Raw genomic sequence first — 26,839 nt, 5'->3', positions numbered from 1 at the left:
AGGGGAACCATGTACAACGTTGCCACCCGCGGTCCGTTCAAGGGCCTGAACCCCCGTGTCGCCTTCGTCTCCATCGTTGCCGTGCTGATCATCGTGGCGCTGGCGATCTACCGCACCGATCAGGTGGATGCCGCGGTCAGCGGGGCACGCGATTTCCTCAGCCCCCTGCTGGAGTGGTATTACGTCGCCGCCATGGCCTTCTTCCTGGTCCTGGTGATCTGGCTGGGCATCGGCCGTTACAAGGACGTGCGCCTGGGACGGGACGACGAGGTCCCCGAGTTCACCACCCTGTCCTGGCTGGCGATGCTGTTCGCCGCGGGCATGGGCGTGGGCCTGCTGTTCTGGGCGGTGGCCGAACCCCTCAGCCACTATGGCGGCAATCCGTTCGTGGCCGGCGACGGCGACCCGGCGGCGGCGGACATGTCCATGGTGCTGACCTATTTCCACTGGGGGCTGAACGCCTGGGCGGTGTTCGCGCTGCTGGCGCTGATGCTGGCGTATTTCGGTTTTCGCCGGGGCCAGCCGCTGGCCCTGCGTTCGGCCCTGCATCCGATGCTGGGCAAGTACGTGCACGGCTGGCCGGGCGACATCGTCGACCTGCTGGCGATCCTCGCGACGGTGTTCGGCATCGCTACTACCCTGGGCCTGGGCATCCAGCAGCTGGGGTCGGGGCTGGATCACCTGACGGGCATGGGTACCTCGGCGACCACCGAGGTGGTGATCACCGCGGTGCTCACGGTGATCGCGGTGCTGTCGGTGGTGACCGGGCTGCAGTCCGGCGTGCAGCGGATCTCGCAGGCCAACATGTGGCTCAGCGCAGGGCTGCTCGCGCTGCTGTTGATCTGGGGGCCGACCCAGTACCTGCTGGCGCTGGTGGTGCAGTCCACCGGCTCCTATCTGCAGAACCTGATGGGGCTGTCGCTGTACACCCATGCCCACCATACCGACGGCTGGCATGCCGACTGGACGGTCTTCTACTGGGGCTGGTGGCTGGCCTGGGCGCCGTTCGTCGGGCTGTTCATCGCGCGCATCTCGCGCGGGCGCACCCTGCGCGAGTTCGTAATGGGCGTGCTGCTGGTGCCCACCATGATCACCTTCGTGTGGCTGGGCCTGCTGGGCGGGACCGCACTGTACGCCGAGTCCGAGGGGATGGCCGGCATCGCCGCCGCGGTCAGCGAGGACATGACCCGCGCGACCTTCCTGACCATGGAGACCCTGGAGCCGGGGATAATCGCGATCGGCGGCAGCCTGCTGGTCACGGTGCTGATCGCGACCTACCTGCTGACCTCCGCGAACGCCGGCATCGTGGTGATCAACACCCTGCTGGCGCACGGCTCCACCGAACATCGCACGGTGCACCTGGCGACCTGGGGTGGCGCCATGGGCCTGCTGACCGCGGTGCTGCTGCTGGCCGGCGGACTGGAGGTGCTGCAGAGCGCGGTCATCCTCGCGGCCCTGCCGTTCTCGCTGGTGATGCTGGTGATGATCGTCGGCCTGATCCGCGGGCTGGAGGAGGAGCGCTGGGCGCCGCGGCCGGGCGAGCACAACATCGTGCCCTCCGAGCCGTGGCAGGTGCCGCCCGACCGGGCCTACGAGGATTTCGACGTGGAGGACGACGCCCCGCTGGCGGAGGACTCGCCCGAACGCGATGACGAGGGCTGGCGGTCGCGCCAGGGCTGACCAAAGGCCCGCCGCTGCAAGGGCGGACTTTCCGTGCGCCCGGGCATGGCTTAGGGTGCCCGCCGCGAATCTTACGAAAACTTCAGAGCGCGAACGGAGACCGCTACATGAGCGACGAAACCCTGCAGCTGTCCGGTGAACTGATCCAGAAGGTCCAGGGCGTGCTGGCCGAGGCCGACCCGCGTGCCCAGCAGCCGCTGGTGGCCGTGCAGTATCTGAGTGCGATCACCGGCTTTCTGCTGGCGCAGATGCCCGAGTCGGTGGATGAACGCAAGGATTACCTCAAGCAGCTCGCCGCCTTCACCGAATCGGTGTTCGACGACGTGGAAGGCCAGAAGCAGCAGCAGCCCGCTGCGCCGCAGGAAGCCAGCGGCGTGTGGCGCCCCGGCGACGACTGAGCCGGGCGCTTGCGACGGGGACGCCGGGGCGGCCGGTCAGTCCTCGTCGTCCTGACGGCGCTGCCGCATCTGCCGCAGCATCGCCTCCTGTTCGTTGAAGCTGGGCATGCGGCGTTTCCCCCCGGCATCGCGATCCCGGTCGTTGGCACCGGCGGGGCCCGGCTGGCCCGGGCGTTCGCCTTCCTTGAGCTCCTGGTATTCCTGCAGCTCGCGCCGGGCGTCCTCGTCGGAGGTGTAGCGTCCGCGATAGTCCTGCGGCGGACGGTTGCCCTTGCGCAGGAAGGCCCGCATCCGCAGTTCCTTGTTGTAGCGCGTTACGCGGCGGTCGATCCATATCAGATCGAAGGCCGCCAGCGCGGCGACCGGTGCCGCCGGGAGCAGCCACCAGAGTCCGGGTGCGAATACGGCGAGGGCGGCGGTGGCCGCGCTGCCGGCGATGAACGCCACCGCACCGACGGGTTCGTGGAGATAGAAACGGTGCCCGCCGACAGGGAACAGCAGCCATGCGGCGTAGGCCGCCGGACGCGAGCGCATGGTACTGGCCAGCCGGGCGTTGACCGCCTGCAGCCCGCCGCCTTCCAGATCGAGTTTCTTCCAGGCCTTGCTCATGCGGCGCAGTCTAGGGAACTCCGGGGCTGGAAGCGATTGTGGGCGCCTCGCGCGGGGACTTTGCCTGTCGCCCTTGCGGACGCCCCCGAGGAACCGGATGTGGATCCGGGGCTGGCCTCATGTTGCGGGCTGCACCGCGCAGTCCGTACGGGCCCAGCGGATCAGCTCCTCCAGCGGCATTGGCCGGGCGATGCCATAGCCCTGAACCGCATCGCAGCCCAGCTGGTGCAGCTCGCTCAGGGTCCCTTCGTCCTCCACGCCCTCGGCCACCACCTGCAGCCCGAGGTCGTGTCCCAGACCGATGGCCGCGCGGGTGATCTGGCCATCCACCCGCTGGCGCGCCATCTCCCGCACGAAGGCCTGGTCGATCTTCAGTGAATGCACCGGCAGGCGGCGCAGGTAGGCCAGCGAGGCCTGCCCGGTGCCGAAATCATCGATCGCCAGGGCGACCCCCGCAGCCTCGAGGTGGTCCAGCGCGGTTACGACCTCTTCCGGGTTGGCCATCACGGCACTTTCGGTGAACTCCAGCTCCAGGTCGCCGGGTTGCAGGCCGGCGCGCTCGATGATCGCGAGGACGTGCTCCGCAAACTCGGGATCGATGAAGTTGCGTGCCGACACGTTCACGCTGACCGCGATGTCGATGCCGGCCTCGCGCAGTCGCCGGGTGTCGGCCGCCGCGCATTCCAGCAGCTCTCGGGTCAGTGGATGGATCAGGCCGGTCTGTTCGGCCTGGGGGATGAACTCGTCGGGCGGGATGAGCCCGTGCCGCGGGTGTTCCCAGCGCAGCAGGCCTTCCACTCCCAGCAGCCGGCCGTCGGCGGGATCGGTCTTGGGCTGGTACCACAGGTGCAGCTGGTCGCGCCCGAGGGCCTCCTGCAGCTCGCCCAGGCGCGCCACGGTGCGCCGTGAACGCTCGTCCTGGCGCGGGCTCCACTGGCGGCAGGCCTGCCCGCTGGTGCGCGCCTCGTGCATCGCCATCCATGCCCGGGTCAGCAGGCGCGCGGGGTCGTCGTCCTGGCCGTCGGGGAAGGTGGAGACCCCGGCGTGGGCACCCAGGTAGACCGGGATGCCGTGCAGTTCGAACGGGGCCTGCAGGCGTTCCACTGCCTGTCTGGTGATGGCCTGGCAGGGCGGCTCGCCGTTGCCCTCCAGCACCAGTACGAAGTGGTCGTCGTGGATGTGGTAGAGCCGGCCGCGGCCCGCCCGGGCCGAGATCTGCAGGCGTTCCGCCATCGCCCGCAGCAGGGGGCGTTCGGCCTCCAGGCCCAGCGCGCTGATGGTGTCCTCGTAGTTGTCCATGCGCAGGCTGGCGACCCGGGTGACGGATCCCGACTCCGGCTCGGTTTCGTCAGCCGCGAGCCGTTCGCGCAGGTCGTTCTCCAGTGCCTGACGGTTGGGCAGTCCGGTGACCGGGTTGGTGAGGGCCTGGTTCACCAGCTGGCGGGCATGGCCGTGCAGCTGGGCGAACATCCAGCCGGTGGCGCCGCCCAGGAACACGTACAGCCCCGTACGCGTGGCCCAGTTGAGCAGGGGCTGCATCTGCCCGGTGGTGGTGTCCATGGGCATGAACGGCCCCAGGGCCAGACCCGCCAGCAGGCCCAGGATCGCGCCTCCGCGCGGGCCGAAGACCGCCGCACCGGCGAGGATCGGGATCAGGATGAAATTGAGATAGGCCGTGGCGGTGCCGCCGGTGCGCAGTACCAGCGCGACCACCGCCCCCATCTGGATCAGGATCAGCAGCAGCGCCGCCACGCGCCGGAACCCGGCGATCTCCTGCCAGGGTTCGGGGCGCCAGCGGGATTCGAGCAGGCGATGGATGTCCATGGAACTCCCCGGCCGGTGATTGCGGGGCGCGCGGACGCTCCCCCCGGTGCACGGCCACGTCCGTGCGGGGTTCGAGCATAGCCCATCGGCCCTGCCCCATTCTGGCGCGCCTGCGGTCGAGGCCGTTACTGCGGGAGGCGACCCAGCAGTTCTCGCATGGCCTCGTCCAGCGGCTGCCCCCCTTTGGGCAGCCAGACGGTCTCCTGCACCTGTCGGTCCTGATAGGGAGCCAGCGCCGTGGCGAGTTCCTGGCGGGCAATGGGTTTGGTCAGGAAGTCGGCCGCTCCCAGTACGTTGCCCAGTTCCGGTTCATCCACCATGGTCAGCATCACCACGGGGATATCCGCGGTTTCCGGCGCGGCCTTGAGCTGGCGCAGTACCTCCCAGCCATCCATGCCCGGCATCATCACATCCAGGGTGATTGCCCGGGGACGCAGGCGGACGGCCAGCCTGAGGGCTTCCTCCCCGTCGCGGGCGACCACGGGACGAAAACCCTCGCGTTCCAGGAAACGGCGAATCAGATCCCGGGCCATGGGGTCGTCGTCCACCACCAGCACCCGGCGATCGGTTTCGCTGGTGGTTTCCGGCTCGCCCATGTCGACCAGGGTCTGCTCCGCTCGCTGAGTGGACACATCCCGGGGCAGGGTCACGGTGAAACAGGAACCCGCGCCAGGGGTGCTCTCGAGGGTGATCTGGCCCCCCATCATGTCGACGAAGTGGCGGCAGATGGTCAGGCCCAGGCCCGTGCCCCCGTATTTGCGGGTGGTGGAGGCATCGGCCTGGGAAAAGGGCTGAAACAGCTTGCCTTTTTCTTCCTCGGTCATGCCGATGCCGGTATCGCGGACGCGAAACCGGATCCAGAGCCCGTCATCGTTGTCCACGTCCTCCACCTGCAGGGTGATCCGGCCCTGCTCGGTGAATTTGGCGGCGTTGGAGAGCAGGTTGAACAGCACCTGGCGGGTCTTGGTCTGGTCGGCGTGCAGCAGCCCGATGTCTTCCGGGCAGTCCAGCACCAGCTCGCTGCCGTTTCGTGTGACCAGCGGCCTGACCACGTCCCCGACCGCGCGGATCTGGTCGCGCACGTCGAAGGACTCCAGATAAAGCTCCATCTTGCCCGCTTCGATCTTGGACAGGTCCAGGATGCTGCCAATCAGTTCCAGCAGGTGGGTGCCGGAGTTATGAATCCGCTGCAGATCCTCCTTAGGAGCTTCAGCGCGATCGTCTTCCAGCAGGTCCTCCAGATCTTCCATGAGCATCTCGCTGTAGCCGATGATGGCGTTCAGGGGGGTGCGCAGTTCGTGGCTCATGTTGGCCAGAAAGGCGCTCTTGGCATGGTTGGCCTCTTCGGCGGCCTCCTTGGCTTCGCGCAGTGCCGCCTCGGCCCGTTTGCGTGCACTGATGTCGTGGAAGCTGAGGGTGTAGAAGGCCTCGTCTCTCCCGCCCGAGCGCGTCACGCTGGCTTCCAGGGTCAGGGGAGTGCCGTCCGAGGCCAGACCGCGCACCTCCTGCCAGCCCCGGTCCCTGAGCCCGTCCACCACCGCCTGCGCGCCACCTCCCGCGCCCAGCAGCGCATTGACGGGCATCCCCTGGAAACGCCGTTCGCCGTACCCGAACAGCCGGGCGGCGGCCGGGTTGGCGCTCAGTACCTCCAGCGTGTCGCTGCGTACCGTCAGAATGGCGTCGCGGGCGGTTTGCACGATGGTCTCGGTGCGGCGTACGGCCTTTTCCAGACTGTCCATGACCCGGTTGTACAGCCGCGCGATCTGCCCGATCTCGGTGAAGGGTTCCACCGGAACCCGGCGGGAGAGGTCCCGGGAGCGGGCCTGGTCGGCCATGGCGTCCAGCAGGGTGACCAGCTCGTTGCGCTCGTCATGTTCCGAGACGTTCAATCCCTGATCCTCGTCGTCGGGGGAGACTCGCAGCGGGGTATGGCGATTGATCAGGCGGAGCAGGAGATAACCCAGGCCGAAGGCCCAGAGACCGGCGGCCGCGACCCCCAGGGCCTGGACCCCCAGTTGCGACCAGAAGCCGAGTCCGGTCGCCAGTTGCACCGGATCACCGAACAGGGCCACCGCCAGGGTCCCCCAGATACCTGCGGCCAGGTGAACCGGGACGGCGCCGATGGCGTCGTCAATGTGCCATTTCAGCAGCAGATGGCGGGCACCCACCATGACCGCTCCGGCGATCGCGCCGATGACCACCGCCTCGGCCGCGTTCACCGCATGGGCGCCGGCGGTGATGCCTACCAGCCCGGCCAGCGCCCCGTTGATCAGGGTGGTGATGTCGTGGCTGCGGAATCGCCACCAGGTCAGCAGCAGCGCCCCCGCGCCACCGGCGGCGCCCGCCACCAGGGTGTTGGCAATGATGCCGGGGACGTCCTCGTTGAGGGCGAAGGTGCTGCCGCCATTGAACCCGAACCAGCCGATCCAGAGGAACAGCGTGCCGAGTACCGACAGGGACAGATTGCTGCCGGGGATGTGAACCGGGCGGCCCTGGTCGTCGAAGCGCCCCCGCCGGGGACCGATGATCAGCAGGGCCGCCAGGGCCACCCAGCCGCCGATGCTGTGCACCACGGTGGAACCGGCAAAGTCCACGAACCCCAGACTGGTCAGCCAGCCCGCGTCGTGCCAGCTCCAGTGGCCGAACAGGGGATAGATGAGCCCGGCCACGACCAGGGTGATGGCGATGTAGCCCATGAAGCGGGTGCGTTCTGCCGTGGCCCCGGAGATGATGGTGGCCGCCGTGACGCAGAACATGGTCTGGAAGATGAAAAAGGCGACAAAGTCGGGGGAGTGGCCATCCCACTGCATGAAGAAGTGTTCGCTGCCGACCCAGCCGCCCATGCTGCCGCCGAACATCAGGGCGAAGCCGAAGCCCCAGAACATGAGTGCCGCCACGGTAAAATCGGCCAGGTTCTTGGTGGCCACGTTGATGCTGTTCTTGGTGCGGGTCATGCCCGCTTCCAGCGCGGTAAAGCCTCCCTGCATGAGGAATACCAGGGCGGCGCAGATGAGGATCCAGAGCAGGTCGACGGCTTCTTGCGGTTGCACGGGGCGGTACTCCGATGGCGGACAGGGCCCATGGAGCAAATCGCAGGCCAATGGTGCGGGTTATCATGATCGGGACCGTGGCGGCGGGTAATGTGCCGCCCGAAGGCGCATTGCATGGCCTGACGGGTGTGCACCGGAGGGGGGCGGGTGCCGGTTTCCGTGCGTAACCCCGGTGCATCCCTGCCTTGTCCTGGTGCGCGGTGGTTGCGTGTTCCCTGAAACGGTGCTCCCGACGGAGCGTGGAGGAGCGGAGTCGATGGCCGATCGACGCTTGCAGGTATTTCTGACCGTGGCGCGGCAGCTGTCCTTTACCCGGGCGGCGGAGAGCCTGCACATGACCCAGCCGGCGGTGACCTTCCAGATCCGTCAGCTGGAGGAGCAGCTGGACGCCCGGCTGTTCGACCGCAACCACAATCGGGTGGCGCTGACCGAGGCGGGCGAACTGGTGCGCCGCTATGCCGAGCGCATCTTCGATACTTACAGCGAGATGGAGGCCGCCCTGCGCGAGCTGAAGGGGGCGGCCGGGGCGCTGGTGATCGGCGCCAGCACCACGGTGGCGGAATACATGCTGCCCTCCCTGCTGGGCGCGTTCCGCCGTGCGCATCCGGAGATCGGCATCCGCCTGCGGGTGGGCAATACCGTCACCGTGGTCGGCATGGTCGAGGAGGGCAGCGTGGACCTCGGGATCGTCGAGGCCTCGGTCGGACAACGCAATCTGGAGGTGCAGGCCTGCTTTGGCGACCGCCTGCGGCTGGTGGTGCCGCCGGATCATCCGCTGGCGGGGCGTGCGCAGGTCGGGGTCGAGGACTTCGTCGACGCGCCATTCATATGCCGTGAGGAGGGTTCCGGGACCCGCGAGGTCATCATGGAGTACCTTGGGCAGGCCGGGTACGACCGCAACGCCCTGCGCGGCTGCATGGAACTGGGCAGCCCCGAGGCCATCAAGGGGGCCGTGGCCGCCGGCATGGGGGTCTCGGTGCTGTCCGAGGCCGTGGTGGCCAAGGAACTGGCCCTGGGCGAACTGGCGGCGATCCCGCTCGACCCCGCGCTGGAACGGCCGATCTCGCTGGTCCACGCGCGACAGAAATTCCGGGTGCCGACGCTGGAGGTGCTCAAGCAGTTCCTGCAGGACTACTGCCGGCCCGGTCCCGACATGCCCAAACAAGGATAAAGTGCGATGAAGAACTACTGCGTAGTACAGCACACCTATTCCGAGTTCCTGGCCCTGATCGAGGCCCAGCTCGAAAAACGCGACATCGGATTCTCCTACTACCGCCCCTTCGTCGGGCAGGACCTGCCCGGCTCGGCGGCCCAGTTCGACGGCCTGTGGCTGCTGGGCGGGGCCTGGCCCACGGCGGACCGCGAGAACAACCCGCAGGTCCCGGACGAACTGTCCCTGATCGACATCTTCCGCCGCTCGCAGCGCCCGGTGGTCGGTCTTGGCATGGGCGGACTGCTGGTGGCCGAGCAGGCCGGAGGTACGGCCAGCGAGGAGCCGCCCTACGTGGCGCGCTTCACCACCGCCCACAAGACCGCGGCCGGCGAGGGTGACCCGGTGGCCGAGGCGGTGGACGGCCACCGCGTGCTGCAGCTGCACCACGGCTCGGTGGAGCTGCCCGAAGGGCTGGAACCGATCATGGTGGATGACGATGGCCAGTGGCTGATGGTGCGGCCCGACGAGCTGACCTATGGCATGCTGTTCCGTCCGGAGGCCAAACCCGGGATGCTCGAGGATATCCTGATGGAGGGCGACCACAATCCGCCGCCGAACATGGGCGAACTGCTCGGCGAGGCGCGCATGGAATGGAACCAGATGCAGCAGGTCACCGACGAACTGCTCGTTGCTCTGGTCAAGCAGCTGTCGCTGATGCAGGAGCGGCGCAAGATGCCCGTGTTCAGTCTGCAGATCGAGGGTGATGGATGATCCCGCCGAAGGGCTCGACGGGCGCCGGCCTGCCCGGGGACCTCGGGCAGGTCCTGGCCGGAGGCCAGGGCGGGCGGCGGCGTGACGCGACCACCGAGGCAATCGCCGAGGTGGCCGCGCGCCTGTCCGAGGCGGATCGGGTGAGCCTGCTGAAGTTCGCGCGTTTTCTCGAGGCCCAGGGTGACGGTGCCGGTGATGGTGCCGGGGCGGGCGAGGAGGGCGTTGACCCTGCCGCTGCCTCCGAACCCGCCGGCGTGCCGGAACCCGAGCCCATCCCGCGGCCGGAGGGCGAGTCGGTGATCAAGGCGATGCGTCGACTGACCGCCACCTATTACATGCTGGACCGCGGCAAGCTGCTCAACGAGGCCTCTTCGCTGATGGCCCAGCACGTGATGCAGGGGCGCGAGGCCAGCGAGGTCATCGACGAACTGGAAACGGTATTCTGGTCGCACTATCAGGCCAGGGTGCAGGCCGAGGACCCGCATCGCGGCGGCAACGACAAGGACAGCCCGACGTCATGATCGACATGCTCCGCCAGTGGTACCGGCGGCACTTCACGGATCCGCAGGTGGTGATCCTGGCCATGCTGTTGCTGGCCGGGTTCCTGGTGATCGTGTTCGCCGGGCGCATCCTGGCGCCGCTGCTGGCCAGCGTGATCATTGCCTACCTGCTGGAGGGAGCGGTATCCAAGCTGCAGCGTCTGCATGTGCCGCGCATCATCGCGGTGGTGCTGGTGCTGCTGGGCGCGTTGCTGGCGACCGTGGCCGCGCTGTTCAGCGTGGTGCCGCTGATGTCGCAGCAGGTGACCCAGCTGGTGCGCGAACTGCCGGGCATGATCTCCGAGGGGCAGAAACTGCTGCTGCAGCTGCCGGAGCGCTACCCCCAGCTGATCACCGACGAGCAGGTGTTCGAGCTGATGGGCGCGATCCGCGCCGAGGCCACCCAGCTGGGACAGCAGGTGGTGACGTTCTCGCTGGCCTCCGCGCGCCATCTGGTGGATGTGGTGATCTACCTGATCGTGGTCCCGCTGATGGTGTTCTTCATGCTCAAGGACCGCGACCAGATCCTCGGCTGGATCCGGGGGTTCATGCCGCGCGATACGCATCTGGCCAGCGAGGTCTGGGGCGAGGTGAACGTGAAGATCGCCAGCTACGTGCGCGGCAAGTTCATCGAGATCCTGATCGTCTGGGTGGTCAGTTTCGCCACCTTCAACTGGTTCCAGCTGGAATACGCGGTGCTGCTGTCGTTCATGGTCGGCATCTCCGTGATCATCCCCTACATCGGTGCCGCGGTCGTGACCATCCCCGTGGCGGCGGTGGCATATTTCCAGTTCGGCCTCAGTTCCGAGTTCGCCTGGGTGCTGGTGGCCTATGGCGTGATCCAGTTCCTCGACGGCAACGTGCTGGTGCCGCTGCTGTTCTCCGAGGTGGTCAACCTGCATCCGGTGGCGATCATCGCCTCGGTGTTCATCTTCGGCGGGATCTGGGGCCTGTGGGGCGTGTTCTTCGCCATCCCGCTGGCCACCCTGGTGCATGCGGTGATCAAGTCCTGGCCGCGGTCCCTGCCACCCGGATCGCCGCCGGGCGATCCGCCGCCGTCCGACGGGGACGCGGATCCTGCCGCAGCGACCCCCGCGCGCGACTCCGCCTGAGGCGGAGTCGCGTTCCTTTTTCGTACACGCCGACCAAAGATCCCGCATGACCGGAACCGAACTGCTGATGAACGTCACGCCCCAGGAGAGCCGTGTAGCCCTGGTCGAGAACGGCGTGCTGACCGAACTGCACATCGAGCGCGCGCGTCAGCGGGGCATCGTCGGCAACATCTACAAGGGGCGCGTGGTGCGCGTGCTGCCGGGGATGGATGCCGCGTTCGTCGAGATCGGTCGCGACCGCACCGCCTTTCTGCATGCCTCGGACGTCATCTCGCGCAACGAGGACGAGGGGCGGGGAAGCGAAGGGATCCGCGATCTGCTGCACGAAGGGCAGGAGCTGCTGGTGCAGGTGACCAAGGACCCGATGGGTTCCAAGGGCGCGCGCCTGACGACCTACATCACCGTGCCGGCCCGTCACCTGGTGTTGATGCCCAACCAGAACAACGTCGGGGTCAGCACGCGGATCGAGGACGATGCCATGCGTGCCCGCCTGCGCGAACAGGTGGAGGCCCTGCGAGACGAGCTGGCCCCGCAGCACGGCTTCATTGTGCGCACCGCAGCGGAGCTGGCGGACCACGAGGCCCTCCGCACCGATACCGCGTTCCTGAAGAAGATCTGGGACAGCCTGCAGGAAGCCGCGCGCAGCGCGCCGGCCGGGACCGAGGTGTACGCCGACCTGCCGCTGGTGCAGCGCATCCTGCGTGACATGGTCGGGGTGGATCTGGAACGGGTCCGAATCGACTCGCGCGAGACCTACCAGAAGATCGTCGATTTCTCCCGGCGCTATCTGCCGGAGCTGACCGAACGCATCGAGCACTACCCCGGCGAGCGGCCGATCTTCGATCTGTTCAACATCGACGAGGAGATCCAGCGCGCGCTGGAGCGCAAGGTCGAGCTGAAATCCGGCGGCTACCTGATCTTCGACCAGACCGAGGCGATGACCACGGTGGACATCAACACCGGCGGCTTCGTCGGCCACCGCAAGCTTGAGGAGACCATCTTCAAGACCAACCTGGAGGCGGCCCAGGCCATCGGTCGCCAGCTGCGCCTGCGCAATCTCGGCGGGATCATCATCATCGATTTCATCGACATGCAGGATGACGAGCACAAGCGCCAGGTGATCCGCGCGCTGGAGAAGGCGCTGGAGCGCGACCACGTGAAGACCCAGATCTGCGACGTGTCGCCGCTGGGGCTGGTGGAGATGACCCGCAAGCGCACCCGCGACAGCCTTGAACACCAGTTGTGTGAGCCCTGTCCCACCTGTGGTGGCCGGGGCTATCTCAAGACGGCCGAAACCGTGTGTTACGAACTGTTTCGCGAGATCCTGCGGGAGGTGCGCCAGTACGATGCCCGCGAGCTGCGGGTGCTGGCCTCGCAGAGCGTGATCGACCTGCTGCTGGACGAGGAGTCGGCGAGCCTGGCGGAGCTGCAGAGCTTCGTCGGCATCCCCATCCGTTTCCAGGTCGAAACCCTCTATACCCAGGAGCAGTTCGACGTGGTGTTTGTCTGAGGGAGGTCGTCCAGCGTGAATGCAGCGGAGCGAACCGGGTACGCCCGGAACAGGCTGCGCACGATCGCTCGGGTGCTGGTGCCTGCGCTGCTGGTCGTGATCCTGCTGCTGATGCTCGTGCTGCTGGGCCTGCGGCTGTTCCTGCCGCACTGGGACGGGTTGCACGAACGCCTGGAAACGGCCGCTTCCGAAACCTCCGGCATGCAGGTGCGGGCCGAGTCGGTGGAGCTGGGCTGGCGCGGCTGGACCCCCGAGCTGGTAGTGCGCGGGGTGCAGATGGTCGACGGCGATGCCGAGCCCCTGGAGGTCGAACGGGTCGGGGCCACCCTGGATCCGGTGGCGTCGTTGCGCGCGTGGGCGCCCCGCCTGCGGCTGCAGGTCATCGGCATGGAGGCCCGTCTGGTCCGCCAGGCGGACGGGCGGGTCACCTTCCACGGTCACACCATGGGCACCGGCGAGGGCGCGGTACTGGAACATGCGCTGGAGGCCTGGCCGGAGTTCGATGGCGAGGCGATCTCGCTGGTGTGGGACGATCGTGTTTCCGGTATTACGTCGGCCGCCCGGCTGGAACGTCTGAGTTTTCGCAGCGCCGCGGATGGCGACGGTCTGCTGCGGCTGGCGGGCGCCCTGGACCCGGAGGCCGCCGGAAGCTTCGAACTGGGCGTGCGGATCCCGGCGTCCGCCGCCCGCGATGCCCGGTTCTTCCTCGAGGGCCAGAGCCTGGAGATCGCTCACTGGGCACCCTGGCTGGCGTATCTCGGCCTGCCGGCGATCGACGGCACCAGCGGGGCGCGGATCTGGGGTGACCTGGAAGACGGTCGCCTCACCCGCCTGCGCGGGTTCCATACCACCCGGCTGAACGGCGACGAGGACGCGCGCGAGCGCGAACTCGGACATCGCTTCGACTGGCACGTGGACGATGCCTGGCACCGCTCCGCCTGGACCGGCACGCGGCCCGGCTCCGGCGACCTGCGCATGCGCTATCGCCTGGAGACGGGGGCGCACGGCGCCGTGGTGGACCGGCTGGAACTGGCCGCGCGCGGGCTGGATGCCGACGTCTATGCCCCGTTCAAGCCTTTGCTGGATCATGCGGCGCCCGCCCTGGCGGACCCTGTGGCGCGCCTGCGTCCGCGCGGCCGCCTGGCGGAGGGCACGCTGGTGGCGCGGCGCGACGACGACCGTCTGCGGATCCGCGAAGCGGAGCTCGATCTGCGCTCGTTCAGTCTGCGCACCGATGGCGACTGGCCGGGGGTGCGCGGCCTGGATCTGCGTGCATGGTGGGACGCGGAGACCGACGAGGCCGGCGCCACGTTCGATGGCGAACACCTGCGTGCGGAGTTCCCGCGGTTGCTGGGGGACGAGATCCTGTGGCTGGATCGTCTGCGCGGCGAGCTGCATGCACGACGGCATGCGCCGGACGACTGGACCGTGGCCGGGGAGGGGCTGGAGGTCCGGGCCGAGCAGGGGGCTGCCTCACTGCGCGGCGAACTGCGCCTGGATGGTCACGAACAGGGGCCGCTGCTGGCCATGGCGATGGACATTCATCATGCCGACGGGGCCTACGCCGCTCGCTATCTGCCCGAGCGCTATCTCCCGGCGACCACCTATCAATGGCTGGCGCGCAGCATCGTCGACGGTCGGGGGACCGGCGGGGGCATGGCCTACCGGGGGCGCCCGCTCGAATTCCCGTTTGCGGACCACCAGGGGGTGTTCGATCTGTGGGCCGACATTGAGGACGGAGTGCTGGACTATCAGGAGGACTGGCCGCCGGCGGAGGAACTGGCGGGGCGTCTGTGGTTTCGCAACGAGGCCTTCCGCACCGAGGGTGCGCGGGGCCGTATCCTCGACACCCGCATCACGCGCGGCGATGTCACCGTGACTGACATGACCGGCGAGCCCGATCTCGAACTGGATGCGTCGGCCGACAGCAATGCGGCCGATCTGCTCGCATACCTGCGCCGGGCCGGGCTGGGCGACGAGCTGGCGGAGCTGCGCGACGGGGCCGAGGCCGCCGGCCCGGGCGGTCTGGACCTGCAGCTCCTGCTGCCGCTGGACAGCGATCGCATGGATGACCTGCGGGTGGCCGGTCGGCTGCGGCCGCAGGGGCTGGACCTGAACGTGCCGCAATGGCCGGTCGCACTGGACGGATTGCGCGGCGAGATCCGTTTCGATACCGCGGACCGGGTGCATGCCGAGGGGCTGGAGGCAGGGGTGCACGGCGAACGGGTGGCCCTGGACATCGACTGGCCGCTGGACGGCGAACGCGTCCGGCTGGGGCTGCGTGGTCCGCAGCCGCTCGAGCCCTGGCTGGAGGGGATCCCGGAACTGGCGGCCCATGCCAGTGGCCGCGCCCACTGGGACGCGGAACTGAGCCTGGGGGGCGGGATGGACGGGATGCGCCTGGATCTGCGTTCGGATCTGGAGGGCGTGGCCATCGACTGGCCCGACCCGCTGGGCAAGGCGGAGGATCAGCGACGCGATCTGACCGTCTCGCTGCCGCTGGACAACCGGCGGCCGGCGGTGGGGGAGCTGAGTCTGGGCGATGTCCTGCACGCGCGGCTGCGCCTGCTGCCGCAGGACGAACAGCGGCCGGCGCTGCAGGCGCTGGCGCTGGGCCTGGGGCGAGCCGCCGGCGATCCGCCCGGCCTGCCCTCGCAGGGCGCCGTGGTCGAAGGGCATTTTGCCGAGCTCGACGCGGAGGCCTGGGCGCGGGCCCTGCAGGCGGCGCCCTGGACGGGCAACGTGCAGGTGGCCGGCCCCGGCACCGACGCCCCGGAGGAAGCGGTCACCGGCGTGCCGCTGAATCGCGTGGTCCTGCGTGTGGACGAGGCCCTGCACTGGGATGACCTGAGTGTGCCCGCGACCCGACTGCGCGCGGTACGCGACCCCGGTGGCTGGCAGGTGGAAAGCCGCTCCGAATGGCTCGCGGGGACCCTGGGCTGGCGCTATGGTCTGAGCGACCGGCGGGATCACCTGCAGCTGGAGCTGGAACAGGTGCACCTGCCCGAGCTGGAACCGGGCGGACCGGACGCCGATTCGCCCCCCGAAGAGACTCCGGCAGCGGAGGGGGTGAGCGATCCGCGCAACTGGCCGTCGGTGCGGCTTGCCCTCGACAGTCTGCGTCTGGGCGATTACCGTTTTGCCGACATCCGTGGTGACCTGATCCCCGATGCCGACGGTCTGGCCCTGCGGGACCTGGTGCTGCGCAGTCCCGAGCCGGGGATCCGTGCGGCCGGCCGCGGCGGCTGGCATGTGGATGCCGGGGGGCGAGGCCGGAGTCGCCTGGAACTCGATCTGGAGGGCGATGACTGGGGGCAGGGGCTGGATTCCAGCGGGCTGACCCGCGCCCTGCGTGGCGGCGAGGGGACCGCCGAGGTGCAGCTGGAATGGCCCGGCGCTCTGTTCCGGCCGAGCCTGGCGCGCCTGCAGGGAACCATGGAACTGACCCTGAGCGATGGCGAGCTCGCCGATGTCGAGCCCGGCGCCGGGCGGCTGCTGGGTCTGGTGAGCCTCGACCTGCTGCCGCAGCGGCTGCGTCTGGACTTCCGCGACCTGTTCGTCGAGGGCCTGGCCTTCAGCGAACTGCAGGGCAATGCCCGGCTGGCGGACGGCGTGCTGCATGTGCCGGAGCTCGGTCTGGAGACCGCCTCCGCGGCGATCCGGGTGCGGGGCGACACCAACCTCGTGGCACGCGAATACGACCAGGAAATCGTGGTCGTACCGCGACTGCGTACGGCACTGCCGATCGCGGGGGCCCTGCTGGGCGGCCCGGTAACCGGAGCCGCAGTGCTGCTGCTCGAACGCGTGCTGGGTATCGGCGATCAAATGGAAGAGGCGGCCCGGGTGGAGTATCGCGTGACCGGGCCGTGGGAGCGGCCGCGGGTGGAAACCCGGGTGGAACCGGCAGAGGACTGAACACTGATGAATCGAAATCCCGACAAGGAGCGCGCATGACACCGGTGGCCGCCATTCAGATGGCATCCGGGACCCAGCCGCAGGCCAATCTGGCGGATGCCCGCCGGCGCATGGCCGAGGCGGCGGAGCAGGGCGCCCGCGTACTGGTGCTGCCGGAGAACTTTGCCTTCATGGGGATGCAGGAGACCGATGTCCTCGACATCGCCGAGGCCCCCGATGGTCAGGGCCCGCTGCAGCGTTTCCTGGCCGAACAGGCGCGCGCCCTGGGGGTCTGGATCGTCGGGGGCACGCTACCGCTGCGGGCGCCGGACGGCAGGCGCGTGCGCTCGGCGTGCCTGGTGTACGACGAACAGGGTGAGGTGGTGGCGCGCTACGACAAGATCCACCTGTTCGACGTGCACCTGCCTGACAACAACGAGGCCTATACCGAGTCGCGGGTGTACCAGCCCGGTGATGAGGTGGTGACGGTGGACACCCCCGCCGGTCGCCTGGGACTGGCGATCTGCTACGACCTGCGTTTCCCCGAGCTGTTCCGCGCGCTGCTGGACCAGGGCGCGGAATGGCTCGCTCTGCCATCGGCGTTTACGGCGCAGACCGGCCAGGCCCACTGGGAGGTGCTGCTGCGGGCCCGCGCGGTGGAAAACCAGATGTACGTGGTGGCCGCGGCCCAGGGCGGTTTCCACGTGAACGGTCGCGAGACCTGGGGGCACAGCGCGGTGATTGACCCCTGGGGCCGCGTACTGGGGGAGCTGGGGCGCAACCCCGGGGTCCTGCTGGGGGAGATCGACGGCCGCGAGGTGGAACGCATGCGGACCGTGTTCCCGACCGTCTCGCATCGGCGTCTGGGCTGTGCCATTCCGGAGTGAGCCTGCCGGAGCGCGTGCGGGGTGCGAGAGCCCCCGCGGCTCGCGGGCTTGAAAGCGTTGCCCGGGCCCCAAGCATCATACTGACGAAAACGACCCAATCGAGGGATGCATGATCGACAACCTGGCCCGACAGACCCTGCTGGATCCCGCCGGTCTCGGCGAGTCCGAACTCTCCCGCCTGGTCGGAACGACCTTCGGCCAGGGCATCGACGGCGGTGACTGCTATTTCCAGTTCGCCTGCCAGGAGGGCTGGTCGCTGGAGGACGGGATCGTCAAGTCGGCGAGCTTCAACATCGAGCGCGGCGCCGGCATTCGCGTAGTGCGCGGCGAACAGACCGGCTTCGCGTATTCCGACGATCTCGCGATGCCCGCTCTGCTGGAGGCGGCGGGCACCGCGCGCAGCATCGCCCGAGCGGGCCAGAGCGGCGGCATGGCGGTGCAGGGGCGCACGCCCTCGCGCGAGCTTTACGTGCCCGACAACCCCATCGACTCCCTGGGCGAGCAGGAGAAGATCGACCTGCTCAAGGAGGTCGACGCCGAGGCCCGCGCCGCCGATCCGCGCGTGACCCAGGTGATGTGCTCGCTGGCCGGCTCGCGCGAGGTGGTGATGGTGCTCAACGCGCGCGGCGAGCTGACCACCGACGTGCGCCCGCTGGTGCGCCTGAACGTCCAGGTGATTGTCGAGCAGGGCGGACGCCGCGAATCGGGCAGCTCCGGCGGCGGCGGCCGCTTCGGTTATCGCCAGTTGATCGAGAACGGTCAGGCCGCTGCGCATGCGCGCGAGGCGGTGCGTCAGGCGCTGGTGAACCTCGAGGCGGTGGATGCCCCGGCCGGCAGCATGAAAGTGGTCCTCGGTCCGGGCTGGCCCGGCGTGCTGCTGCACGAGGCGATCGGCCACGGCCTGGAAGGCGACTTCAACCGCAAGGGCACCTCCGCCTTCGCCGGACGCATTGGCGAACGGGTCGCGGCCGAGGGCATCACCATCGTCGACGACGGCACGCTGGCCGGGCGCCGCGGCTCGCTCAATGTGGATGACGAGGGCAACCCCACCGAGGAAACCGTGCTGATCGAGGACGGCATCCTGCGCGGCTACATGCAGGACGAGCTCAACGCGCGTCTGAGCGGCACGCAGACCACCGGCAACGGTCGGCGCGAGTCCTACGCCCATCTGCCCATGCCGCGCATGACCAACACCTACATGCTGGGCGGTTCCGCCGATCCCGAAGAGATCATCGGTTCGGTGGAAGACGGCCTGTATGCGGTCAATTTCGGCGGCGGTCAGGTGGACATCACCTCCGGGAAGTTTGTGTTTTCGGCCTCGGAGGCCTATCTCATAGAGAACGGAAAGGTGACGCGGCCGGTGAAGGGTGCGACCCTGATCGGTAACGGTCCGGATGTCCTGACCCGCGTGTCGATGGTCGGCAACGACATGCAGCTCGACCCCGGCGTGGGTACCTGCGGCAAGGAGGGGCAGGGCGTGCCGGTTGGCGTGGGCCAGCCCACGCTGCGCATCGACGGCATGACGGTGGGCGGTACCCAGGCGGCATGACCCGGCAGCGTCCGGGGCGTCACCGGACCGGATCTGGCGAGCAAGAAAAGGAGAGCCGCATGAATACCGATTTTCTGGAACAGGAACGCTCCCTCCCGGAAGGCCACGGCCACGACAAGGTGGTGCAGTGGCACGTGTTCCGGGCCCGCGACAAGGCCGAGGAATTCGCCCGCCACGTCAATCTGGGCGAGGGCCAGGAGCTGATCGGCGGCTGGACCCGTGACAGCGTGGGCATGCTGTACTGGGTCGGCGTGCACGTGGATGACCTCGAACGCTGGGGCAACGTGGGCGCGGTCCACAAGCACGGCGCGCGCGTCTAGTCCGTCCTCGACACGGGGTCCGTGCCCGCCCTTGGTGGGGCGGGTGCGGACCCGTGGTTTTTTGTCTCCCCCATCGAACAACCGACCGGAATCCGCATGAGTCAACGTCCCGCAGTCGAGACCCCCGAAGCCGCCGCCCAGGCGCTGTCGCACAGCCCCGAATCCCTGCGCGCCCGCGTGCAGCAGGCGCTGGAGGAGGCAAAGAAGCAGGGGGCCACCGATGCCCAGGTGGTCGTCAGCCACAGCGTGGGTCTGGACCTGGGGGTGCGCAAGGGCGAGATCGAGACCCTGGAGCACGAACGCGACCAGAACCTGTCGCTGATCGCGCATTTCGGCCAGTCCAAGGGCGCGGCATCGACCACCGATTTCAGCGAGCAGGCCCTGCTCGACACCGTCGAGGCGGCCTGCCGCATCGCCCGCTATACCGAGCCGGATCCGTATGCCGGCATGCCGTCGATCGCCTTCAAGGCAGTGGACTGGGAAGATCTGGACCTGGATCACCCCTGGGAGCTGTCCATCGCGCAGGCCAGCGAGCTGGCGCAGCGCACCGAACAGGCCGGGTTCGACGCCGAGTCGCGCATCGAGAACTCCGAAGGCGCCTCGGTGAATACCCGCCGCGCGATGGCGTTCCTCGGCGACACCCAGGGCTTCATGGGCGGCTATCGCAGCACCCGCCATTCGCTGTCCTGCGCCCTGGTGGCGCGCGGCGATGACGGCATGCAGCGCGATTACGCCTACAGCGTCAGCCGCCGCGCCGCCGATCTGGGCATCCCCGAGGACATCGGACGCGAGGCGGCGGAGCGCACCGTGAGCCGGCTGGGCGGGGAAAAGCTCTCCACCCGCAGCTGCCCGGTGCTGTTCGCCCCGGAGATGGCGCGCACCCTGATCGGCAGCTTCACCCGCGCGATCTCCGGCCCGGCCCAGTTCCGCGAGAGCTCGTTCCTGCTGAACGCCCTGGACGAACGCATCTTCCCCGAATGGATGCGCATCGAGGAGCGCCCGCTGACCCCGCGCGGGCTGGGCAGCGCGCCGTTCGACGGCGAGGGCGTGCAGACCCGCAACCGGCCGCTGGTGGACCGCGGCGTGCTGCGCAGCTACACCCTCGACAGCTACGCCGCCCGGCGCCTCGGCCGCGAGACCACCGGCAACGCCGGCGGCGCGCGCAACGTGACGGTGCGCCCGGGGACGCTGGACGCCCCGGGCATGCTGCGCGAGATGGGCACCGGGCTGCTGGTGACCGAGCTGATCGGTCAGGGCGTGAATCCGGTGACCGGCGACTACTCGCGCGGTGCGGCCGGGTTCTGGGTGGAAAACGGCGAGATCGTCCATCCGGTGGAGGAGATCACCATCGCCGGCAACCTCAGGGACATGTTCCGCGCCATCGTCGCTACCGGTTCCGACGTCGACTACCGCGGGAACATCCGCACCGGCTCGATCCTGATCGAGTCGATGACCGTCGCCGGGGAATAATCAGCCCCCGCAGCAGCGGTTGCGTCCGGCTTTCTTCGCCCGGTACAGGGCCGCGTCGGCCCTTGCGAGCAACGACTCCATGTCGGCTCCGGGGTCCCCGGCGGGGTCGAACGTCGCCGCACCCAGACTTACGGTGACCACCGGGCCCGCGCTGGAATGTTCATGCGGAAGGGCCAGCTCCTCAACCGCGTTCCTCAGTTTCTCGGCGACCTCCAGCGCACCGGATGTCGGCGTCCCGGGGAGCAGGGCCACGAATTCCTCGCCGCCATAACGGCACAGGGTGTCCCCGGGCCGGTTCAGCGTCCGCGCAAGTGTTTCAGCGACTTTCTGCAGGCAGCGATCCCCGGCCCCGTGCCCGTAATGGTCGTTGAAGCCCTTGAAGTGGTCGATGTCGAGCATGATCAGTGACAGGGGTTCCCCGTCGCGCTGACTGCGGCGGGTCTCCCGGTCCAGGTGCTCGTCGAAATAGCGACGATTGGGAATGCCGGTGAGGCCGTCGAGCATTGCGTACTGTTCCAGCAGGTCGGTCCTGCGCTTGAGCTTCACGTGCGTGTTGACTCGGGCGCGGACGATTGCCGGGCTGAACGGCCGGGCGATGTAGTCCACGGCGCCCAGGTTCAATCCGTGCTCTTCGTCGCGCGCGTCGTCGAGTGCCGAGACGAAGATGACGGCGATGTTGCTGGTGTGCGGGTCTTCCTTCAGGCGACGACAGACCTCGTAGCCGTCGATGCCGGGCATCTGGATGTCCAGCAGGATCAGGTCGGGGCGTTCCGGGGCACCCTCTGCGGCCAGCGCCAGGGCCTTCTCGCCGTTGTTCGCAACCCGAATGCGGTAATCGTCCTTCAGAAGGTGTCCCAGCGCCTGGATGTTGGTCGGTTCGTCGTCGACCAGCAGCAGGGTCGGCTTCGGTTCATCGTGGTTCATGTAATGTTTCCTTGATCAGGCCCCTGCCCGGATGTCAGCTCGTCCAGGGTTTGCAGGGCCTCATCGAATGCCATGCCTTGTACCTGCGCTTCCAGTCTCTCGCAGTCCAGACCGCGACCCCGCAGCCATGCCAGGGCCGCGCGCAGGGTTTCCTCTTCGATCAGTTCGCTGGCTTCCAGTTGCTGGCGCAGGGTGGCGACCGCGTGCATCGAACCAGCCGCATTGTCTTGTGCAATGTCGGGAAGGTCTGCGAGCGATTGCGCGGCTTCCCGGAATGCGGTTTCCAGCCGATGTATGAGCCCGGCGGACACCGGGTCGCCGTCCTTGATCAGGCGGTCGATCTGTTCGGCCAGGGACTGCAGGGTCGTGGCGGCGAGGGTACCGGCGACCCCCTTCAGGTTGTGCGCGAGCCGGTGCGCCTCGTCGTCCCGCGAGGCGCGCAGGTGGTCGATCAGCGGCTCGTAATCAGAGACCAGTCGGTCCCGGAAGTTGTGCAGCTGCCGGGAGTAAAGGACTGCATCGCCGCCGAAATGCCGCAGGCCCCTTGCCGGGTCGAAGCCCGGCAGCGTGGCGGGAAGAGCAGGGGAGGAAGAGTCTTCCTCTTCTGCGCCGGGCGTGGGCTCCGTTGTGGATGCGTCGAGATGGGTCGCGAGTGCGGCGTAGAGTTCGGTGCTGTCGACGGGTTTGCCGAGGTGTCCGTTGACCCCGGCATCCCGCGCGCGTTGGCGGTCTTCTTCCATGACCGCCGCCGAGAGGGCCAGAACGGGGCCCGTGTAGCCATCGGCCCGCAGGCTCCGGGTTGCATCGAAACCGTCCGTTACGGGCATCTGCAGATCCATCAGTACCAGATCGGGCTTCTCCGCGCGCACGGCCTCGACCGCCTCGGCGCCGTTGTCGGCTGTGGTTACGCGGGCGCCAGTTTTTTCAAGAAGCTCTCTGGCCACTTCCTGGTTGATCTCGTTATCTTCCACCAGCAGCACTCGATGGCCGCCCAGCTTCGGCACCCGGGCTGCCTGCGGAGCACGATCAGGGGGGCCGCCACCTTCTGCCCGCACCAGGGCATCGTAGAGTGATGAGGCGGTGATCGGCTTGGCCAGGTAGTCGGTGGTCAGCCCTTCAGGCAGGGTGATTTCATCCCGGGCGTAGGCACTGACCATCAGGATCGGGGGCCGCGTCTGCTTCAGTTCGCCGCGCTGGCGCAGGCGCTCGAGGGCTTCGCAGGTCTCGCTGCCATTCATGCCGCCCGGCATCATCCAGTCCATCAGGATGAAGTCGAACGGCTCGCCGCGGCGTTCCGCCGCCACCACCTGCTCCACGGCGGTCTCGCCACTGTCGGCCTCCTCGGTGAGGTAATGGCAGTGGTGCAGGAGTTCGCGCATCATCTGACGGGCGCTGGCCTGATCGTCGACGACCAGCACCCGGCGGCCCGTGGTCTCGGGGCACTCGACAATCGCCTGTCGGTCCTGGCCCAGCGGCAGGGTCAGGGTAAAGGCGAAGGTGCTGCCCTCGTCGGGGACCGACTCCACCTCCAGCTCGCCGCCCATGGCCTCCACCAGGCGTCGGGTGATCACCAGTCCCAGGCCGGTGCCGCCATACTTGCGGGTGGTGGAGGTGTCGGCCTGGCTGAAGGGGCGGAACAGCCGGGCGAGCTGCTCCTCGCTCATGCCAATACCGGTGTCGCGTACAAAAAAGCGCAGGCTGGCCTGAGCATCCGTCACCGGCCCGGCCGCACGGATCCCGAGCTCCACCGTCCCGCCGCGCTCGGTGAACTTGGTCGCATTGGCGAGCAGGTTGCCGAGCACCTGGGACAGGCGCAGGTCGTCGCCAACCAGGGCGCGCGGCAGGTCGGGCTGGATGTCGTAGAGCAGCTCCAGTTCCCCGGAGTGGGCCTTCTCGCCGAACAGCGTCGCCATCTGCTCGACCACCTCGCCGAGTCTGAAGTCGCGCGCTTCCAGCTCCAGCTGGCCGGCCTCGATCTTGGAGAAGTCGAGGATGTCGTTGATGAGGCCGAGCAGCATCCGCGAGGATTGCTGGATCTTGTGCACCTGATCGCGCTGCTTCGCGTCCAGCTCGGTCTGTTCCAGCAGCTGGCTCAGGCCGATGACCGCGTTCATCGGCGTGCGGATCTCGTGGCTCATGTTGGCCAGGAACTGGCTCTTGGCCTGGCTTGCCTGCTCGGCGTGTTCACGCGCCCGCTCGGATTCCTGTTGTGCCCGTTTGACATCGGTGAGGTCGTCGTAAACCGCGACCACTTCGCCGGAGGAGAGGCGAAAGATGCGGTTCTCGCGCCAGCCGGCAATGCGATCGTCGCTGTACTCGGAAACCGGCAGCTGTTCCGGCTCACCGGTCCGGGCCACTCGCTGAAAGGCCTGCAGCAGCCCCATCTCGCGGGCGCCGGGAAAACACGCGGTGAGGCGACGGCCGAGGACCGCGTCGCGTGTGGTCCGGTCTATCTGCGCCGCCGCCGGGTTGTAGTCGATGAACACGAAGTCCTCGCCGTCGTCCACCGGGCGGTAGACCGCCACCCCGCTGCCGGTCTGCTCGAATATGCCGGCGAAGCGCTCCCTGGATTCGCGCAGGGCCTGTTCCGCATTCCGGCGGTCGGTGACGTCGCGGATCAGACAGGCGAAACGTCCGGGCTCCGGCTGGAAGGCCGTGGTGGAAAAGTACCGCCCAAGCTCGGCGGCATAATCCTCGATGCTGCAGTTCTCCCCGGTCAGTGCGACGCGTCCGAAGTTTTCGATCCAGTGTGATTCGACCCCGGGAAGGATTTCGCGCACACGCCGGCCGACCGTCGTTTCGGCTTTCAGTCCGGTGAGTTGCTCGAATGCGGGGTTGACCGCGAGATAACGGTAATCCACCGGGTTCCCGTCGTCGTCGCAGATGATCTCGTGCAGAGCGAAGCCGTCCTGCAGCTCGCGGAACAGGACCTCGTACTGTTCTTGCGCATGCTGCTGTTCTTCCAGCAGGCGGATCTTGTTCCGGGCCAGTTCGACCAGACCGGCAACCGAGGCGAGAAAACCGAGTTGCTGCTCGTCCGGTTCCGGCTGACGGTCCAGCCAGTTGAGGACCAGCAGATGGAAACCGCTCTGGCGAAAACCGAACGGATACCACAGCAGGGTTCCGATACCCATTTCGTCGTGCAGGATGCCGGTCGCGCCGTCCGCAACCAGGCTCGGGTGGGGCGCGTCTGCATGACTGTTCATCCAGCCCTGGCGGTTACGCATCTCGCGCAAGCCGTTGCCGAATACTGCCAGCGGGTAGGTGCCGATCGACGGCGTGATGGCAGGCCGTTCGGGATTGAGCCATTCCTCCCGGCCGGTGACCAGCTCGCGTTCGAAATCGATGTCGTAGACCAGCGCCCGGTCGGCACCCAGGGCCTCGCCCAGACTGCGGCAGGTGGTCTCCAGGATCGCCCCGACATCGTCCTCCGCGGCAATGGTATGGGCGATGGCGTCCACGGCTGTCCGGTGCCGACGCGTTGTCGACTCGATCTCGGCGGCGCGGGCCTCGGCCTGCTTCTGTTCGGTGATGTCGAGGATGAAACCGTCCAGCCAGGCGACCCCGCCCTGTTCGTCACGCACGGCGATGCCCCGTTCCTGGGCCCAGCGAATGGAGCCGTCGCGATGCCGGATCCGGTACAGGGTCTCCCACGGCCGGTCGTCGGCGATCGCCTCCGCGATGGTCTGCGCGACCCGTTCGGCATCGTCGGGGTGGATCAGCTGTGCGTACGAGACGACGGTGTTATTGATCAGCTCCGCTGCGTCATAACCCGTCAGCGGGTCGGCCGCCCGGCTCATGAAGAGCATGGTCCAGGCGTCATCGTACAGGCAGCGGAAGGTGATCCCGGGGATGTTCTCCACCAGCGAGGCAAACTGGTTGCGTGCATCTTCCAGTTCCTGGCGGGTCCGTTCGATATCGGAGATGTCCTGGATGATCGACCAGATCACCTCGCGCCCGTCCGGCGTCGTGGTCCTGAAGCCGTGGAGCAGGACCGGATAGCGTGAACCGTCCTTGCGGATGTACTCCTTCTGGAACGGCCCGTAGCGGCCGGTGCGCTGCATCGATTCGAGCATGGCCTGTTCGTCGGCCATGTATTCTTCGGGAGTAACCTCGAAGTAACTCAGCTGCAGGAATTCTTCGCGCGTATAGCCGGCGGGCTCATTAATGGCGGCATTGAAATCGAGGAATTCACCGGTGGCGAAGTCGTTCATGGCGATGCCGACCGGCGAGAGCTCGAACAGGCCACGGAATTTCGTTTCCTCGGCGGCGAGCCGCTGGCGGTTGGCCTCCTCCTCGCTGATGTCGCGGTTGACGCCCACGACCCGCATGGCCCGGCCGGCACTGTCCCGGATGACCTGGGCCTGACCGTGCAGGGTGCGTATGGTCCCGTCATCGGCGCGGCGAATGGTGATCCGGAGGTCGAATGGTGCGTCGGATTCAACGGCGGCCCGGAAGGCGGCCACGGCCGTATCCCGGGAATCCGGGGTCAGTGTCCCGGCCCAGTCCTCGAAGGCATTCCCGAACTCGGCGGGGTCGATGCCGTAGAGGCGGAACATGCCGTCGTCCCATTCCAGGTGGCCGCTGGCCATGTCGTAGTCCCAGATCCCCAGGCCGGCTGATTCCGTGGCCAGGGCCAGGCGCTCGCGGCTGCGCTCCAGCGCGGTGTTGACCAGCTTTTCAGCGGTGATGTTGCGGAACACGGCCAGGAAGAGGGTCCGCTCCTCGAACGGCAGCAGGACCACCGAGACGCGAACATCGATGACTGTGCCGTCCTTGCAACGGTGCCGCGTCTCGAAATCGTCCTGCCCCTGCTCAAGGATGGTCCGGATGTGCGCCTCGGTTTCCTCCGGTGTCTCCTGCGCCTCGTAATCGCCGATACGCAGGCCGGCGAACTCCTCGGCAGTGTAGCCGAGTTGCTCGTGGGCCAGCCGGTTGAACTGTACCGGCAGGCCGCTCTCCGGATCGATCAGCAGCGTGGCATCGGGATAGAGCTCGAACAGTGTGCGGAACCGCTCCTCGCCCACGGTCGAGACCTGCGCAGAACTGCCGTCACTAAGGGGAGGGGTCGCCATTCCGGGGTACACGCACTGCCTGTATGTAATGAAAGTCTCGCGCATTCCGGGGGCGGTTGCGAGAGCCCGCTCGT

General features: G+C 68.0%; 17 protein-coding genes. 12 read left to right on the top strand and 5 right to left on the bottom strand.

Annotated elements, in window-relative coordinates:
• Positions 1-9: 9 nt before the first annotated feature.
• Positions 10-1,680 (top strand): BCCT family transporter, encoded by a 1,671-nt coding sequence (locus F620_RS0101410; RefSeq protein WP_018871132.1) that lies wholly within the window; start codon positions 10-12, stop codon positions 1,678-1,680.
• 107 nt (positions 1,681-1,787) lie between these two features.
• A complete protein-coding gene (locus F620_RS0101405; protein WP_018871131.1) occupies positions 1,788-2,078 on the top strand; it encodes a hypothetical protein in 291 nt (96 codons plus the stop codon).
• Between the two features lie 36 nt (positions 2,079-2,114).
• On the opposite strand, the gene F620_RS0101400 is transcribed toward F620_RS0101405, so the two are convergent.
• The 3 genes from F620_RS0101400 to amt all read right to left on the bottom strand — a co-directional run bounded on the left by F620_RS0101400 (position 2,115) and on the right by amt (position 7,561).
• Positions 2,115-2,687 (bottom strand): hypothetical protein, encoded by a 573-nt coding sequence (locus F620_RS0101400; protein ID WP_019569207.1) that lies wholly within the window; start codon positions 2,685-2,687, stop codon positions 2,115-2,117.
• A gap of 117 nt (positions 2,688-2,804) precedes the next feature.
• Positions 2,805-4,511: a bifunctional diguanylate cyclase/phosphodiesterase gene (locus F620_RS0101395; RefSeq protein WP_019569206.1), complete on the bottom strand. Its 1,707-nt coding sequence runs from the start codon at positions 4,509-4,511 to the stop codon at positions 2,805-2,807.
• 125 nt (positions 4,512-4,636) lie between these two features.
• The gene (amt, locus tag F620_RS14645; protein ID WP_019569205.1) at positions 4,637-7,561 is read right to left on the bottom strand and encodes an ammonium transporter; all 2,925 of its coding nucleotides are present in this window, start codon (positions 7,559-7,561) and stop codon (positions 4,637-4,639) included.
• A 256-nt stretch (positions 7,562-7,817) separates the two neighbouring features.
• On the opposite strand from amt, the gene F620_RS0101385 reads away from it, so the two are divergent.
• The 10 genes from F620_RS0101385 to pmbA all read left to right on the top strand — a co-directional run bounded on the left by F620_RS0101385 (position 7,818) and on the right by pmbA (position 20,766).
• A complete protein-coding gene (locus F620_RS0101385) occupies positions 7,818-8,732 on the top strand; it encodes a LysR family transcriptional regulator (RefSeq protein ID WP_019569204.1) in 915 nt (304 codons plus the stop codon).
• 6 nt (positions 8,733-8,738) lie between these two features.
• Positions 8,739-9,485 (top strand): type 1 glutamine amidotransferase, encoded by a 747-nt coding sequence (locus F620_RS0101380; protein ID WP_018870130.1) that lies wholly within the window; start codon positions 8,739-8,741, stop codon positions 9,483-9,485.
• Positions 9,482-10,006 (top strand): hypothetical protein, encoded by a 525-nt coding sequence (locus F620_RS0101375; RefSeq protein ID WP_019569203.1) that lies wholly within the window; start codon positions 9,482-9,484, stop codon positions 10,004-10,006. Before F620_RS0101380 ends, F620_RS0101375 begins: the two co-directional genes overlap by 4 nt.
• Positions 10,003-11,136, top strand: coding sequence for an AI-2E family transporter (locus F620_RS0101370; protein WP_019569202.1), 1,134 nt, complete (start codon positions 10,003-10,005; stop codon positions 11,134-11,136). The genes F620_RS0101375 and F620_RS0101370 overlap by 4 nt, the downstream gene beginning before the upstream one ends.
• 46 nt (positions 11,137-11,182) lie before the next feature.
• Positions 11,183-12,646 carry a ribonuclease G gene (rng, locus tag F620_RS0101365; RefSeq protein ID WP_018870127.1) on the top strand — a complete coding sequence of 488 codons (1,464 nt, stop codon included), beginning with the start codon at positions 11,183-11,185 and terminating at the stop codon, positions 12,644-12,646.
• Between the two features lie 72 nt (positions 12,647-12,718).
• Positions 12,719-16,561, top strand: a complete 3,843-nt coding sequence (locus F620_RS0101360) for a YhdP family protein (RefSeq protein WP_019569201.1) — start codon at positions 12,719-12,721, stop codon at positions 16,559-16,561.
• 35 nt (positions 16,562-16,596) lie between these two features.
• Positions 16,597-17,427, top strand: coding sequence for a carbon-nitrogen hydrolase family protein (locus F620_RS0101355; RefSeq protein ID WP_019569200.1), 831 nt, complete (start codon positions 16,597-16,599; stop codon positions 17,425-17,427).
• Between the two features lie 109 nt (positions 17,428-17,536).
• The gene (tldD, locus tag F620_RS0101350; RefSeq protein ID WP_019021325.1) at positions 17,537-18,976 is read left to right on the top strand and encodes a metalloprotease TldD; all 1,440 of its coding nucleotides are present in this window, start codon (positions 17,537-17,539) and stop codon (positions 18,974-18,976) included.
• A gap of 59 nt (positions 18,977-19,035) precedes the next feature.
• The gene (locus F620_RS0101345; protein ID WP_018870123.1) at positions 19,036-19,296 is read left to right on the top strand and encodes a hypothetical protein; all 261 of its coding nucleotides are present in this window, start codon (positions 19,036-19,038) and stop codon (positions 19,294-19,296) included.
• Positions 19,297-19,392: 96 nt separating this feature from the next.
• Entirely contained in the window at positions 19,393-20,766 is a 1,374-nt protein-coding gene (gene pmbA / locus F620_RS0101340) for a metalloprotease PmbA (RefSeq protein ID WP_019569199.1), read from the top strand.
• Here pmbA and F620_RS0101335 read toward each other — a convergent pair whose 3' ends face one another.
• Positions 20,767-21,690: a diguanylate cyclase gene (locus tag F620_RS0101335; RefSeq protein WP_019569198.1), complete on the bottom strand. Its 924-nt coding sequence runs from the start codon at positions 21,688-21,690 to the stop codon at positions 20,767-20,769.
• Positions 21,687-26,765: a PAS domain S-box protein gene (locus tag F620_RS0101330; RefSeq protein ID WP_196802033.1), complete on the bottom strand. Its 5,079-nt coding sequence runs from the start codon at positions 26,763-26,765 to the stop codon at positions 21,687-21,689. The genes F620_RS0101335 and F620_RS0101330 overlap by 4 nt, the downstream gene beginning before the upstream one ends.
• Positions 26,766-26,839 lie beyond the last annotated feature (74 nt).

Origin of the sequence: Thioalkalivibrio sp. ALE11 (assembly GCF_000381205.1) — a bacterium.
Classification (GTDB): Bacteria; Pseudomonadota; Gammaproteobacteria; order Ectothiorhodospirales; family Ectothiorhodospiraceae; genus Thioalkalivibrio.
The sequence above is the reverse complement of the archived record's forward strand: the minus strand, read 5'-3'. Positions and strand labels throughout refer to the sequence as shown.

Bases quoted from the DNA above. Each gene is read 5' to 3' on its own strand.
- F620_RS0101410 (WP_018871132.1), top strand. From the start codon at position 10: ATGTACAACGTTGCCACCCGCGGTCCGTTCAAGGGCCTGAACCCCCGT.
- F620_RS0101405 (WP_018871131.1), top strand. From the start codon at position 1,788: ATGAGCGACGAAACCCTGCAGCTGTCCGGTGAACTGATCCAGAAGGTC.
- F620_RS0101400 (WP_019569207.1), bottom strand. From the start codon at position 2,687: ATGAGCAAGGCCTGGAAGAAACTCGATCTGGAAGGCGGCGGGCTGCAG.
- F620_RS0101395 (WP_019569206.1), bottom strand. From the start codon at position 4,511: ATGGACATCCATCGCCTGCTCGAATCCCGCTGGCGCCCCGAACCCTGG.
- F620_RS0101385 (WP_019569204.1), top strand. From the start codon at position 7,818: ATGGCCGATCGACGCTTGCAGGTATTTCTGACCGTGGCGCGGCAGCTG.
- F620_RS0101380 (WP_018870130.1), top strand. From the start codon at position 8,739: ATGAAGAACTACTGCGTAGTACAGCACACCTATTCCGAGTTCCTGGCC.
- F620_RS0101375 (WP_019569203.1), top strand. From the start codon at position 9,482: ATGATCCCGCCGAAGGGCTCGACGGGCGCCGGCCTGCCCGGGGACCTC.
- F620_RS0101370 (WP_019569202.1), top strand. From the start codon at position 10,003: ATGATCGACATGCTCCGCCAGTGGTACCGGCGGCACTTCACGGATCCG.
- rng (WP_018870127.1), top strand. From the start codon at position 11,183: ATGACCGGAACCGAACTGCTGATGAACGTCACGCCCCAGGAGAGCCGT.
- F620_RS0101355 (WP_019569200.1), top strand. From the start codon at position 16,597: ATGACACCGGTGGCCGCCATTCAGATGGCATCCGGGACCCAGCCGCAG.
- tldD (WP_019021325.1), top strand. From the start codon at position 17,537: ATGATCGACAACCTGGCCCGACAGACCCTGCTGGATCCCGCCGGTCTC.
- F620_RS0101345 (WP_018870123.1), top strand. From the start codon at position 19,036: ATGAATACCGATTTTCTGGAACAGGAACGCTCCCTCCCGGAAGGCCAC.
- pmbA (WP_019569199.1), top strand. From the start codon at position 19,393: ATGAGTCAACGTCCCGCAGTCGAGACCCCCGAAGCCGCCGCCCAGGCG.
- F620_RS0101335 (WP_019569198.1), bottom strand. From the start codon at position 21,690: ATGAACCACGATGAACCGAAGCCGACCCTGCTGCTGGTCGACGACGAA.
- F620_RS0101330 (WP_196802033.1), bottom strand. From the start codon at position 26,765: ATGGCGACCCCTCCCCTTAGTGACGGCAGTTCTGCGCAGGTCTCGACC.